At 54.0% G+C, this 13876-nt stretch carries 9 protein-coding genes; 5 read left to right on the forward strand and 4 right to left on the reverse strand.

Features of this window, described 5'->3' with window-relative positions; translation table 11 throughout:
- Positions 1–3: 3 nt before the first annotated feature.
- Entirely contained in the window at positions 4–2136 is a 2133-nt protein-coding gene (locus LOC67_RS04085; protein ID WP_230261240.1) for a hypothetical protein, read from the forward strand.
- Here LOC67_RS04085 and queC read toward each other — a convergent pair.
- Both queC and LOC67_RS04095 read right to left on the reverse strand, forming a co-directional pair.
- Positions 2122–2814, reverse strand: a complete 693-nt coding sequence (gene queC, locus LOC67_RS04090; protein ID WP_230261241.1) for a 7-cyano-7-deazaguanine synthase QueC — start codon at positions 2812–2814, stop codon at positions 2122–2124. The two genes, LOC67_RS04085 and queC, sit on opposite strands and share 15 nt — an antisense overlap.
- Positions 2811–3773, reverse strand: coding sequence for a 3'-5' exoribonuclease YhaM family protein (locus tag LOC67_RS04095; protein WP_230261242.1), 963 nt, complete (start codon positions 3771–3773; stop codon positions 2811–2813). The genes queC and LOC67_RS04095 overlap by 4 nt, the downstream gene beginning before the upstream one ends.
- A gap of 484 nt (positions 3774–4257) precedes the next feature.
- Between LOC67_RS04095 and LOC67_RS04100 the strand changes: the two genes are divergently transcribed.
- The 3 genes from LOC67_RS04100 (at position 4258) to ppk1 (ending at position 8934) form a co-directional block, all read left to right on the forward strand.
- The gene (locus LOC67_RS04100) at positions 4258–4974 is read left to right on the forward strand and encodes a hypothetical protein (protein WP_230261243.1); all 717 of its coding nucleotides are present in this window, start codon (positions 4258–4260) and stop codon (positions 4972–4974) included.
- 427 nt (positions 4975–5401) lie between these two features.
- On the forward strand, positions 5402–6481 hold the full coding sequence (locus LOC67_RS04105; protein WP_315861025.1) for a c-type cytochrome domain-containing protein: 1080 nt from the start codon (positions 5402–5404) through the stop codon (positions 6479–6481).
- Positions 6482–6570: 89 nt separating this feature from the next.
- On the forward strand, positions 6571–8934 hold the full coding sequence (gene ppk1, locus LOC67_RS04110) for a polyphosphate kinase 1 (RefSeq protein WP_315861026.1): 2364 nt from the start codon (positions 6571–6573) through the stop codon (positions 8932–8934).
- Positions 8935–9019: 85 nt separating this feature from the next.
- Here ppk1 and purB read toward each other — a convergent pair whose 3' ends face one another.
- Positions 9020–10468 carry an adenylosuccinate lyase gene (purB, locus tag LOC67_RS04115; RefSeq protein ID WP_230261244.1) on the reverse strand — a complete coding sequence of 483 codons (1449 nt, stop codon included), beginning with the start codon at positions 10466–10468 and terminating at the stop codon, positions 9020–9022.
- A 248-nt stretch (positions 10469–10716) separates the two neighbouring features.
- Here purB and LOC67_RS04120 point away from each other — a divergent pair, with 248 nt between their 5' ends.
- Complete coding sequence (locus tag LOC67_RS04120; protein WP_230261245.1) at positions 10717–12651, forward strand: membrane or secreted protein; 1935 nt, start codon at positions 10717–10719, stop codon at positions 12649–12651.
- Between the two features lie 210 nt (positions 12652–12861).
- Here the strand turns inward: LOC67_RS04120 and LOC67_RS04125 are convergent, their stop codons facing one another.
- A complete protein-coding gene (locus LOC67_RS04125) occupies positions 12862–13851 on the reverse strand; it encodes a DHH family phosphoesterase (RefSeq protein ID WP_230261246.1) in 990 nt (329 codons plus the stop codon).
- Positions 13852–13876: the final 25 nt, after the last annotated feature.

Genomic DNA, 13876 nt, shown 5'->3' on the forward strand with positions numbered 1-13876 from the left:
ACGATGATTGATCTCAGTAAAGTGGTATTCGTAGGCGCAATCGTTCTGGCAAGCTTTTCGCATGTAAAACTGGCTGCGCAGTCTGCATCGGAAGCGGCATCAGAAACCGTTGCGCCGGAACTGGTTTTTCAATTCACCGATGGAAGTCGTCTTCAAGGCATGCTTCAAGGTGGGAAAGGCGAGAACTCGATTTCGATCCGCTGTCCACTTTTGACGACCGCGGTGGAAGCTTCGGTTGACGACCTTCTAGAAGCGAATGGGGTTGCCGGTAGCGAATCGGCGGCGGAGCAAAACGGTGCTGATTCAGAATTGTTTGCAGCCCATCTGGTCGACGATAGCCAGTTGGTTGGCAGGTTGAGTTCATGGGATAGCGAAGGTTTTAAGCTCAGCAGTGCTTTGCTGGGCGACGTGTCGCTGACCAGGGATCACGTTGTGAGTCTGCGTCGATTGATCGATGTGCCTGGGCGAATCGCTTCGTTGGTTTCACTACCGACTCGCTATGAACTTCAGGACGGATGGAATTGGGGCGATGGAAAAACGTTAGTCGCCGAACGCCCCGGTGCTGTGGTCGGTCGGCTAGCACTTCCGGAGCGATTTCGACTGTTGGTTGATATCGAATGCACGGGCGATGCCGATGTCCAACTTGCTTTGGGTGATCGAGCGTCAGGCGGGGCAGGGCAGGGGAGTCGCTTTCGTTTGGGCGGGTCGGTATCGCAATCACCTGAAGAGCAATTGGTGACGCATTGTGAATGGTTCGGAAGTAGCTTGTCGCTTGTGCGGGGCAATGCCAGTATTTCTGATGTCGCGATGGTTCCTCTGGATGACGCCAAACGCCTGCGTCTGGAGTTCCGAATCGATCAACGAGCAGGTCGATTGATCGCTCTAAGCAGTGGCAATGAAATCGGTGGCACTGAAATCGGACGCGCCGAACTGACCGATGGTCAACCGATCATCCGCCAAACAATGACACTGACAAATCGAGGGGATTCCATTCGAGTTCATCGACTGGATGTGATGCACTGGGATGGTCAGTCGGAACAACCCGCCGAGCTGTCGGGCAAGCGAATGGAGTTACTCAGTGGAACAACTGTAGAGCCACAAGATTGGGATCAAGTGGCAGAACGCGGCGATTTGAGTTCGGTAAGTTTTGGCAACGAGGTCAAAGCCGCGCCGGGATGCGAGATGACTTTGCGTGATCAAACTCGTTTGCGTGGTCGCCTGTTGCAGTCTGAAGATGGACGAGTCCGCTTCGAGACGCAGCTTGGGATGGAATTCGAAATCGATCCGCTGAAGGTGTCGCAAGTGATCGGGTTAGCCAAACGGCTGAACCAAACTACTGGACCTAGTCTGCAAAACGGGACGCAGTTGATTCACGGGAAGCTGGTTTCCGCAGGCGGTATTGATGACTGGATCGCGTTTCAGAGCCCCATGTTTAGGGCTGTAACGGGGATCGCAGCAAACCCGAGTACAAAAATTGATTTTCAGCTGAGGGCGTCTCCATCTGAATTTTCACCGAGGATCGTCTTACGTGGCGGCGATCAAATGGGTGGTGAAGTCACTGCGATCAATCAACAAGGCATTCAATTTGATGGAACCTATTGTGGTTCGACCATCATCCCTGAAGACTCCGTTAGGTCGATTCAATCGCAGGCCGTCGACCCAATCGAAGACCGTTCTTTGGAACACGCGTTGTCGTTACCGCGGATGCAGAAGTCCTCGCCGCCAACGCATCTGTTGGTATCGCCGCAAGCTGATTTGCTGCGTGGGCGATTGTTAGGTCTAGACGGCGATGCCGCGACGCTTAGCGTCAGGCAAGTCGAACGACGAATCAACCGTTCATCGATCGGGGAGGTTGTGTTCTTAGACGCCGAACAACGTCCCGAATTCCAATCCGAACAGGCACGCATCGATGCGGTGATTGAGACCGCTATTGGAGAACGTCTGTCGCTAACGAACGTGCAGTACGACGAAAATGATTTCCACGGAGATCATCAGTACTTTGGACGTTGTCGCATTCCACGGCATTCGATTCGAACGGTTTGGCTGGGACTTCAACCACATCATCCGTCCAGTCGCTGGCAATTGCGACCGGTGAAAGATCCTCGTTCGTACGATGACGAATCAGCTGCTGAGTGAAGGGTCGCTTAGCCCATTTTCGCTGAAACCTTTCAGACGCAACAAACATGCGTCACAGCTGCCGCAAGGGACACCGCCTTCACCGGGATCGTAACAAGAGAGTGTCATGGAGTAATCGACACCCAATTGCAAGCCTTTGGCAATGATCTGTGCTTTGGTAAGGTCGATCAGCGGCGTGTGGATCGTAAGCGATTTTCCTTCGACACCAGCCTTGGTTGCAAGGTTGGCCATCTTGGAAAAGGCGTCAATGTATTCCGGTCGACAGTCAGGGTAGCCGCTGTAGTCAAGCGCATTGACCCCGATGAAGATATCCAGCGAACCGATCGTTTCCGCCATCGCCAACGCGAGTGATAGGAAAACGGTGTTTCGTGCGGGGACGTAGGTGACAGGTATCTCGCTTCCGATTTGGTCGACCGATTCTGACTTGGGAACGGTGATCGATTGGTCGGTTAGCGCCGAACCGCCAAACTGCGATAGGTTGATGTCGACGATATGATGCGAAACGACAGAGAATTGTTCGGCGAGTCGCTGAGCACGTTCCAGTTCATATTCATGTCGTTGTCCATACCGATAGCTGATCGCGTGGACCGCAAAACCGGCATCGTTTGCGATCGCTAGACAGGTCGCACTATCGAGTCCACCGGAAAGTAAAACGACGGCAGGGCGTTGTTCGCTCACTGTTTCTTCCAAAGCTTTCGGCCAATCGAAGGGTGATAGTTTGTCCAGTTTTCGCTGTTCGTTAAATCGGATTCGATCAAACTGGTGAAGGAAGTGATCTTGGCATCCATGTTGTCCAAATGATGCAACGTGATCGCTTCCAAGGTCGCTGGCAATCGAGGGCTGCCGTATTCCAGTTGGCCGTGATGTGAAACGATGAGGTGTTCCAGTTGCATCTTTAGATCGCTAGGGAACTCCTGTTCGGATTCCTGTTCATACCGGCGAATCGCAGCGTCCAGCATCTGAACCCCAATCACGATGTGTCCGACCAATTGACCCCGATCGGTATAGGTCAGTTCGCCGCTGGCGGAGATCTCTTCGATCTTTCCGAGGTCGTGCAGGAACGCGCCAAAGGTCAATAGATCAGTATCAACACGCGGGTAGCGAGGGCCCACGAACTGGCACAACTGCATCAAGTCGAGGGTATGGCGAAGCAGTCCGCCGGGATACGCATGGTGATTGGAAACCGCAGCGGTGGCCGTTTTTAAACGCGAGACGAAGTTGTCATCCGCCAGCCATGATTGCCCTAGACCGCGGAGGAAAACGTCGTGCATTCCGTCGATCAGCTGTCGCAGATCGTCGATCGCATTGTCGGAAGCGGCGGCGTCGAATTGTTCGAAATCCTCCAAGTCAACATCTTGTTCGGTCAGCGATTCGATGTCGCTGAGAATGACTTGCAAGGCACCTTGGTGGACTTGTGTACGGCCACGTCCGCGAATGTACCCGCCGCGTTCGAGTTGTTCGTAGTCCGAGTCATCGACGTTCCACATCATGGCAATGATGCTTCCGGAACGGTCGGCGAGTTTTAGCAACAGGTATTTGCCGCCTTGCCGATTCACACGCAGCTGTTTGTCGGCCAAGCGAAAGTCTTGGTCGATCGAAAATCCGTCGGTCAGTTCATTGATGGGCGTACGCGTCACGGTGCGATCTTTGGTTTCGACGAGAGGTACGAATTCATACGAACGGCTTGAGAAAAATCACTTCAGATCATCCGGCTTCCGGAGCGACCTTTGGGGGACCGTGGATACCAGTCCGCCTTCAACGTAGGCGTCGCGGCGGGTGTTGGAGTTGACGATCCGAGTGAATTTTACTGGCACGTTCGGCCGGTCATTCACAGCATCCCGGCAAATCGCGTCCAGGTCAATTGACCTTCGGCCGGGCGATCGCCAGGGACGCGATTGTGGCGTTGCAGATCACGGCGTTGTTAATCGACTGCTTTCTGTTTCACCGAAGTCCGCAGTTGCCTCAGACCGCAAATCTTACTGCTGCGAAGATTCTTGGGGCTTCTGCGCAAAACCTTGGTCCGGATGCACCTCGCGAGGCGAGTTTGTGGACGGCTCAATTAAGGGGCAATCTGAATGCCAAGGGCTACGTTCGGGTTTTCCGATGGCTATAATAGGCGATATGTCGAGCCAGACTTCTTCAATTCCAGCGGCGCGAAGCAGCGTCAACTTAATCCGATCAAGCCACAGTTGGACGGAAGCGGAAAGCGCTGCAGGTTTTGTGCTGCGCTATCTAACACCGATGCGCCGATTGTTGATCAAGTCGCTCGGTTCTGAGCAAGAGGCGGACTTGGCATTAAAGATCCTTTTGACGCATCTCGTTTCGGCTGGGTTCGGCGAGCATCGCAAAGGACGGCTGCGAGACTATTTGGCGAAGGCTGTTCGCTCCTGTGCGAAGGCACGCCTAAGCGAAGTCGGTGGACTGACAGAAGACGAGATGAAGGAACGCTGTGCGTTGCTGGTTCCGGATTCGAAGATCTGGCTGATGCTGTGGCGGGACTGTCTGTTGGACCGCGCTTGGCGAGCCTTGGAACGTCTGCAGCACCAGGATCGCTCACGACCGCTATATACGATCCTTTGGAATTCCACCGTGAATTCTAAGATCACTCCGGATGAATTGGCGAGCTTGGCCGAAGCAAAGACCGGAGTTCTTCCTGATCAAAAACAGCTGCAGCAGTTAAAGCTCGATGCCAAAGCTTCCTTCGCCCAGCTGCTGGCCGATGAGGTTGTCGAAACGCTGGAGCGTGCGGACAAGGTTTCTGTGAAGAATGAAATCAATAAGCTCGGTATCGGCTCGGCCTTTCATGGTCTGACCGTCGAAGCCAAAGAGCCGGTCTAACTTGTTTAGTCGGCTTCAGTTCTCGATCGACATTTCCGCACGGTTGGATTGTTAATCTTTTACCATCCGATTGAGATCAACAATCAATGGCCGATCGGTCCGAAAGACCGTGTTTTTGGACCCGAAATCGATGGACCTCACGTTCTCTATTGGATCAACTGTGTCATAATGGTCAGACGATCCTATCAGAGATAGTCAAAGGTCATTTGTTGCAAAACGCTTGGCTTCGATTGGCGTTTTCGGTCGATCAAGTGAAAGCGAGCGGTCCCGTTGAAGATTTCTTGATGGTCGTGCCGGGTTAACGGTCCCACCTTTCCATCACGCAAAGACAACTTTGCTCCCGCCTCCTTTATCTTGTTCCGAGGGTTCCACGCATCCCGAATCTGTCTTCGTAGACACATGTGGTGCCCATCGTCGGAGTTCAATCATGTTTGCAAATCAATTATCAAAATCTGTCGCTAGCCATTCGATTCGCTATGTGGTCGGTTGCATGGTCGCGTGCATCAGTGTGACGCTGTGCTCTTCATCCGTCGTCGGGCAAGATCGTGTGCCGCTGGATGACGAAGGGCATGTGATCAACTTTGATCGCGATATTCGTCCGATCTTTGTTTCGCGTTGTTTCGAATGTCACAACGTGGATGAAGCCAAAGCGGATTTCCGAATCGACGACCCCGAGTCAGTGCTCGGATATTTGGAGCCCGGTGATGCCGAATCGAGCACCATCTATGCCGACTACATGTTGTCCGATGATCCTGACATGATGATGCCGCCACCGTCAAAAGGCGGACCTTTGTTGCCTGCGGAATTGGCGATGATTCGCGTCTGGATCAATGAAGGCGCAAATTGGCCCGAAGGCGTGATCGTTTCGGCAACACCACTGGAAGAAATGTTGGAAACCGATCTGCAGGCTCCGGTCGATGGGGATGAAGCTGCGAAATCCATCGTCGAACGTGTTTGGGCATTTCAAGGATTTTTTCACCCGGCGACCGTTCACTTTCCAATCGCTCTGTTCTTGCTAGGCGGATTCTTTGTCGTTGTGGGATGGAAGTGGCCGGCTGTCGGAACCCAGATCCCATTGGCCTGTCTGTTGATCGGGTCGCTTACCGCGATCGCTTCGACTGCGATGGGCTGGTCATTTGCCGTCGAAGAAGGCTATGGATCGTGGACCAAGGTGGATTTTGATAGTGAGGTCTTCTGGCATCGCTGGAGTGGCGTTATCGTGACGGTGTTGTCGGTCGTATTTGCGTTGATCGCATTGGCTGGCGTTCGCAAACAAGATCCATCAAAAGCCAAGGTGTGGAAATCGGGGCTGTTGCTGATTGCCGTGTTGGTTGGCTTGGTCGGCCACCAGGGTGGCGAGCTAAGCTACGGCAAAGATTTCTATCCCAAAGCGTTCCGGATTTTGTTCGGTGCAACGACAGCTGATGTGGCCGAACCGGAAGCAGCGGATTCAAGCGAAGCGGAAGAAGAGGCTTCGCAGACCGATACTGATGGCAACGAAGCTTGATTTTGATTTGGGACTAGCAACGATCGAAGGGCGATTGGCAGTGGATTTCGAGCGCCCTGGGTCGGAAAATGACAGTGCAGGGGAACCGCGTGCCTAAGAGCGATAAAGAGAAGGTGTCTGGTGAAAAGTCTGCTGCTGACAAGCAATCCGCAGACACGGCGCCCGTCAGCAAACGCCGAAGCGGTTCCGGTTCAAAGTCATCTCAGCAGCCCTCGTCCGATCACGCAACCAAAAAAGTGTCGGCGGGAAAGCCCAGTGCAAATGAAAAGCACAGTGCAAATGAAGCGTTGCCGAGTGAACCATTGCCGAGTGACCGATTTCTAAATCGGGAGCTGACTTGGCTGGCATTCAACGAACGTGTTTTGGCACAGGCGGCAAACGAGTCGCTACCCATTTTGGAGCGGGGAAAGTTCCTTGCGATCACCAGTTCGAACTTGGATGAGTTCATGATGGTGCGAGTGGGAGGGTTGAAGATTCTCCACAAACGGAACCCAGGTTTCCGTGACCCGGCCGGAATGGTCGCGACAGAGCAATTGCAAGCTGTCGCACGTAAAGGACACGAAATCGTTTCACGCCAGTACGAGCTTTTGCGTGAAGCCGTGCTTCCCAAAATGGAATCTGCTGGGATACACCAGGTCGATCTGGAGCGTGAGGGCGAGACTGCCTTTCATGCGGCGCTCAATCGATTCCAAGATGATGTCTTTCCGGTTCTTTCGCCACAGGCGGTGACGTTGGAGCGTTTTCCGCTTCTTCCAGGGCTAGGCCTGAACGTGTTGGTCCGGCTGACGAAAGACACTAAATCACGCCTGGGGGCGGCCAACGTCCGCCAAGCGAATGCAGACGATCAAGATGACGCTAGTCAGACATCGGAATATGCATTGATTCCGATTGGCAAGGCGTTGCCGCGTGTGATGTCGATCGCTGGGGATAGCCGCCACGGATATATCTTGCTCGAAAATTTGGTCTCGCACTTTGTCGGCGATTTCTTTCCCGGTCGTCAGGTTGAAGAGTGCTTTGCATTTCGCCTGACCCGTAACGCTGATATCGAGCTGCGTGAAGATGAAGCCAGCGACTTGCTCGGCGGCATGGAAGAAGTGCTCGAAAACCGGCGCTATTCACGTCCTGTCCGATTGGAATATTGGTCAACGGCCAGCGATGACGCGGTCGAGTTCCTGCGAAAGGCGCACGACCTGCATCCGGAGGATCTTTATCCGGTCGACGGGCCAGTGGACTTAAGTTTTCTATTTGCCCTGCATGGGATCGAAGGTTTCGATCATTTGCGGGACGAACCTTGGCCGGCTAAACCGCACCCTCGGATCGATCCTGAAGAAACGATGTTTTCGACGATCGCCGAAGGTGACCTGTTGATGGTCCATCCCTATGAGCGATTTGATTCGGTTGTTCGTTTGATAGAAGAAGCCGCAGTCGACCCTGACGTCTTGGCGATCAAGCAAGTCCTTTATCGGACCAGTAAGAACAGTCCCGTCGTCGCAGCTTTGGAAAGGGCTGCCGAACGCGGCAAATATGTGACCGCGATTGTCGAGTTAAAAGCTCGATTCGACGAAGCCCGGAATATCGAATGGGCACGGGAAATGGAACGTGCCGGCGTCCAAGTTATCTATGGGATTCATGGACTAAAAACCCACGCGAAGATTTGCATTATCGTTCGTCGCGAACAGACCGGTGTGGTGCGATACATGCACTTTGGTACTGGCAACTACAACGAAGTTACCTCGAAGCTGTACGGCGATATTTCGCTGCTGACTTGCGATGAAGTGTTCGGGCAGGACGCGACGACGTTCTTCAACGCGGTCACCGGGGCCAGCCAACCTCGCGCAATGGAAGAGCTTGCTGCCGCGCCGACCGGCATTCGCAAACGCATCATGGATCTGATCGATGGCGAAACGAATCGCTGCTTGCAAGGCGGTCGTGGCAAGATCGTGGCTAAGTTAAACGCCCTGGTGGACACCCAGGTGATCGATTCACTGTATCGTGCCAGTCTCGCTGGGGTCGAAATCCGGCTGAATGTCCGCGGCCAGTGTTGTCTGCGTCCCGGCGTCAAAGGGCTTAGCGAAACCATCAAAGTCGTCTCGATCGTGGACCGCTTTTTAGAGCACGCCAGGATCATGATGTTCTACCAAGGCGGCGACGAAAAGCTGTTCATCAGCAGTGCCGATTGGATGCCACGGAACTTGGATCGCCGCGTCGAATTGCTCGTCCCTGTTGCTGACGCGGCTTGCAGCGAGCGGCTAAAAGATGTTCTGAAGGCTTACTTTCAGGACAACACCAACGCTTGGCAGATGAAACCCGATGGTGAGTACGAGCTCACCAAGCCTGGCAAGCATGCGGAATTTCGCTCGCAACGAGTTCTGTACGAAGAGGTTGTCGAGCAGTGGCAGAAAGCTGATGCGAACCGCCGCACGACGTTCCGGCCGATTCGAGCCGGGGAATAAGTCGCCCTCTACTCCGCGGCAATAGCGGTGTAGAGCGCTACTGCCACGGAGTGTGTAAGGAGACAATGCGAACGCAACCAGTCCGTTAGACCGTTACTTCCACGCTAAGCGAATCGGTTTCCGCGTAGCGTTTGCGAATCGGTTCGATTTGTTCGGCAATGAACTCGTCGACTTGTTCGGGAGCACGTCCGACAAAATCAAGCGGGTTGATATCGGTATTGAATTCGACCGCCGAAAATGCTGGGTCGCTTTTCAATCGATCAATCATGTCGTTTGACAGGCCTTCCGCGTTGACTCGTTCTGCAACCGCTCGGCTGTGAACGCGAATCCGCTCGTGCAAATCTTGGCGATCGCCACCCGCTTCGACTGCCCGCATCATGATGTTTTCGGTTTCCATGTAGGGCAGTTCCTTCGCCAGGTTGTGTGCAACCGTTTTGGGATAGACGACAAATCCGCTGGCGATGTTTTGCATCAATACCAACGACGCATCGATCGCCAAGAAGGCTTGGGGGATCACCAGGCGGCGGTTTGCACTGTCGTCGAGAGTGCGTTCCATCCACTGAGTCGCTGCGGTCATCGCGGGACTGCTCTGCAAGCTGATCACGTAACGCGTCAGGGCACAGATGCGTTCACTTCGCATCGGGTTCCGCTTGTATGGCATCGCGGATGATCCGATTTGATGCTTTTCAATTGGTTCTTCGACTTCTTTGCGGCTAGCCAGCAATCGGACATCGGTCGCAATCTTGTGCAAGCTTTGTGCGATACCACTGAGAGCATCCAGCAGTTGCGCGTCGACTTTTCGTGGGTAGGTCTGGCCGGTGACGGAGTAAACCTGCTCAAAGCCCATCTTTTCGGCGACGCGGCGTTCGAGTTTTCGCACTTTGTCGTGGTCGCCACCGAATAGCTGCAAGAAACTGGCCTGGGTTCCCGTGGTCCCTTTCGCGCTGCGTGCGCAGAGCGTGTTGAGCCGATGTTCGACCTCTTGCAGATCGAGGACTAGGTCGTAGGTCCAGAGGCAGCAACGCTTTCCGACAGTGGTCGGTTGTGCAGGTTGCAGGTGGGTGAACCCGAGGCAGGGCAGGGCACGCTGCTGGGCCGCAAAGTTGGCCATCGCGTCAATGGTGGCGGCGAGCCGTCGCGCAACCAATTGGAGTGCGTCGCGGATCAAAATGACATCAGCATTGTCAGTGATGAAGCAGCTGGTTGCTCCCAGGTGAATAATTCCCTTGGCGTTCGGGCACTGGTCTCCATAGGCTTCGACATGGGCCATGACGTCATGGCGGCGGATTCGCTCGTACTCCTTCGCGACATCGAGATTTAATTCGGTGCGAAATTTGCGGAGCTCGTCCAGTTGCTTGTCGCTGATGTCGATTCCCAGTTCTTGTTCGCTTTCAGCGAGCGCGATCCACATGTCTCGCCAAGTGCGAAACCGCCGCTGAGGCCCCCAGAGGGTAGCCATTTCACGAGAGGCATAACGCTCGATCAGAGGGTTTTGGTAGGGGGTGTCAGCAGATGGCGAGGCAGTTTGGGTCATTTTGGAGAATTGCGGAGTGTCAGAATTTACGGCGTTTCGCGGTTAAATTGAGTTCGATAACATACTGTTGTTCCCAAGACTGGCAAATCGCCAATCCAAGCATTCGATGCGGACCGATGCAGACGGATTGGCCTAGTCATCGGGGAATGACGATAGCGTGGTAGCAATTGCGAAGAATTCCCGCAGAAACACTTTTTTCCCGAGGTTCCTTCCACCACGCGAGGCGGAAATTGCCGAAAGACAACGATATGAAATCTTTTCTTCGATACAGCCAAAAATTCTTGTCGGCTGCCGTGTTGTTCTCGTTGGTGCTAGGCACACTGACCGGACATTCGGTGGCTCAGGACCCCCAGGACGCCTACATCAGCGGGATCGATTTGCTGCCCGAATCGACCGCCGGGGTGGTGCGTATCCCTCGGCTGCCCGATTTTTGCAATGCTTGGCAGCAGACCAATTTGGGGCAGATGATTGCCTCCAAAGAGATGCAGCCCTTTGTCGATGCACAACGCGAGCGGGCGCTGAACTACTTCGACACGCTCGATCGTAAAATTGGGCTCAAGGCGAAAGACCTGTATGACATCGCATCAGGCGAAGTCGTTTTCGCGTGGATGGCATTCGAAAATGCGAAGCGACCATTTTCGTTCTGCGTCATCGCCGATACGCGTGGTCGACAAGAAGACGCCGATGCTGCAGGCAAGCAGATCGACGAAGAGCTAAAAGCTGGTGGCGCGACTCGCGATGATGTCTCCTTTGGTGACGAAACTATTCGCGTCTACCGGACAAAGCCAAAGCCTGGTCAGCTAAAAGTTGAAGAGATCGCGATCTCTTGGAACGGCGATCGCTTTATTGCCGCTGACCGCGAAGTCGTCGTCAAAAACTTACTAGCCGCTGTTGATGACGAAGAACTGCGTCAAGCGTTTTCGAAACGTGAAAGTTTCGTCAATGCGATGAAGAAATCCAACGACGCGATTGCTCAAGCGAAGGAAGAGTCCGCGAAAGTATGTTGGGAATGGTATGCAGAGCCATTTTCGATGGGGCGAATCCTACGCGAAGTATTCGAATACGACCGACATGACGATCTGGACATCATCGAGCTGCTGGAAGGGCAGGGCTTTGGTGTGATCGAAGCCTTGGGTGGTGTCGGTGCGGTCAACGGCGATCGTTTTGACATTTTGCATCGCGGCGTCCTTTTGGCTTCCGGCAAGCTGACCAAGGGTGCGCGGATGCTGCAGCCAGTCAATCAACCGTTGCCTCCCGTTCCGGCTTGGCCTACTGCCGATTGTGGAGCGTTCTACCGCGTCAATTGGGATCTGGAAACGGCGTTCTGGTCAGCGGAATCGCTGGTCAATGCGGCTTTGGGCGATGACTTATTTCGTCCCATGCTTGACGGTATTCGCGACGACGTCGAAGGTCCGCAAGTGGACTTCGCGAAAGACTTCATTCCTAACCTCGACGATCAAATTTTATTGATCACCGATAACACCAAGCCGGTCAGTCCCGAGTCGGACCGAATGTTGGTGGCAGTCCGGATCGTCAATCCTGATGTCGTCGCCGAAGTCATTCGCAAATGGATGGAAGTCGAGCCCGACGCACAGAAATTGGACGTTGCCGAATTCGATGTCTGGCAAGTCGAACCGGGAAGCGGGACTAGTGACGACGACCTTGATGCGGATCTCGCCGAACTGGGGTTCGGAGACGATCTGGAAGACGACGTCGATCCGCTTTTGAACCATTGGTCAATTGCGGTTGTTCGTAGCGAGGCCGAAGCGTATCTCATGTTCTCCAGCCACTCAGAGTTTCTGGTGAAGATGGGGCAGCGTGTCTTATCTGCTGCAACCGGAGACGGCTTGGACAGCACCGAGACTTGCAAGTCGGTGACCGAGGCGATGAAGGATCTTGGTGCCCAAGAGGTTTTCATCGATGGTGTTTATCAGCCCCACGTTTCGTTGCGTGCTCGTTACGAGTTGCTGCGTCAGGGCAAATTGAAAGACAGTGATTCGCTATTGGCGAACTTGATCCGTCGCTTTGCCGAAGATGAACAAGAGAATGGCCAAGCGGATCCGCTGAAGGCTTCACTGTTGCCTCCGTTTGCGGAGATCGAATCCTATCTGAAGGGTGGCGGCGTCTACTGGTCCAAGTCAGACGAGGGCTGGGAAATGACCGGCTTCTTGCTGAAACAATAGTCTCATCCCGAGATGCATGGCGGTCACGAGAGATTTGCGTTTCTGACGGACCAAATCTCGTGATCCGTCATCCCGGGACTCACAAGGCACGACGCTAGCGTTCAGTCGCCTGTTGATTTTCTATTGCCGCGGTTCACTTTGTGAATGACGCGATCTACTCAGCTGAACCTGGCATAGGTCTCGGCAGCGAATCTCGCTACCGAGCGACTACTACAGCACTCTTTGAAGCTCTTCCTTCATCGCACTGAGTACGCGATCACGGACGTCATCCAAGCTGCCTTCTTGGAACGCACCTGCGGCAGCTTTGTGGCCACCACCACCGAACTTTGATGCGACCTCATTGCAGTCGAGATCACAGCGGCTGCGAAATGAAATTTTGAACCCGCCACGTCGCTGTTCGATGAAAATAAGAGCCGCCTTCGTGTTGCGAACCGCGAGCGTCAAGTTGATCGAATCTTCGGTATCGCTATGCAACGCTCCGACAGCTTCGAAGTCTCGGTTTTCGACGTAGGTGTGAACCAACGCTCCGTCGAGTTCGCTGGCAGTGCGTGAAAGAATCAACCCTCGAAGTTTGAGTCGTTCCAGCGTGTCACGTTCGTAAAGGTCGCCGTAGATTTCTGCGGGCACGACCCCACAATCAATCAGTCGAGCGATGACGCGGTAAGTATCAGAGGAGACACTGCTGAATCGGAACCAACCGGTATCCGTTGCGATTGCTGCGAATAGGGCGGTCGCCATTTTGCGATCAATGTCCACGCCCAAAGCATCCGCTGCGGCGACGACAAGCGTCCCAGTGGCTTCGGCCTGATAGTCCTTGTACATCGTCGCGCCGAGTTGGTCCTCGCCGACGTGATGATCGAGGACCATCTTGTCACACTTGGCATTGCGGATCACATCGGCCATGTCGCCAAGCTGAACCCAGGCACTGGTGTCCAGAATCATAAAACAGTCGCAGCTGATTTCGTCAGCTTGGACGTGATCACCCAAAACTTCAACCGTACCTGCCGGGTCTAGGAATTCCAGCGAAGGTGGAACGCGATGAGCATTGATGATTCGCACGTCCTTGCCAAGTTTTCGCAAGATCCCAGCCATCCCCAGTTCACTACCGATCGCGTCACAGTCTGGCCGCACATGGCTCACCAAGACAAACGATTGGTAGTGGCTGATCTGATCGCAAAAACGTTTCCAAAGGATGCTCATGTTGCTTCTTTCGAAAGAGATAATT

Source organism: Stieleria sp. JC731 (assembly GCF_020966635.1).
Lineage (GTDB): Bacteria > Planctomycetota > Planctomycetia > Pirellulales > Pirellulaceae > Stieleria.

What these genes read in the sequence shown, in the direction of transcription:
- LOC67_RS04105 (WP_315861025.1), top strand. Translation starts at nt 5,402, where the DNA reads ATGTTTGCAAATCAATTATCAAAATCTGTCGCTAGCCATTCGATTCGC.
- purB (WP_230261244.1), bottom strand. Translation starts at nt 10,468, where the DNA reads ATGACCCAAACTGCCTCGCCATCTGCTGACACCCCCTACCAAAACCCT.
- LOC67_RS04125 (WP_230261246.1), bottom strand. Translation starts at nt 13,851, where the DNA reads ATGAGCATCCTTTGGAAACGTTTTTGCGATCAGATCAGCCACTACCAA.
- LOC67_RS04120 (WP_230261245.1), top strand. Translation starts at nt 10,717, where the DNA reads ATGAAATCTTTTCTTCGATACAGCCAAAAATTCTTGTCGGCTGCCGTG.
- LOC67_RS04100 (WP_230261243.1), top strand. Translation starts at nt 4,258, where the DNA reads ATGTCGAGCCAGACTTCTTCAATTCCAGCGGCGCGAAGCAGCGTCAAC.
- LOC67_RS04085 (WP_230261240.1), top strand. Translation starts at nt 4, where the DNA reads ATGATTGATCTCAGTAAAGTGGTATTCGTAGGCGCAATCGTTCTGGCA.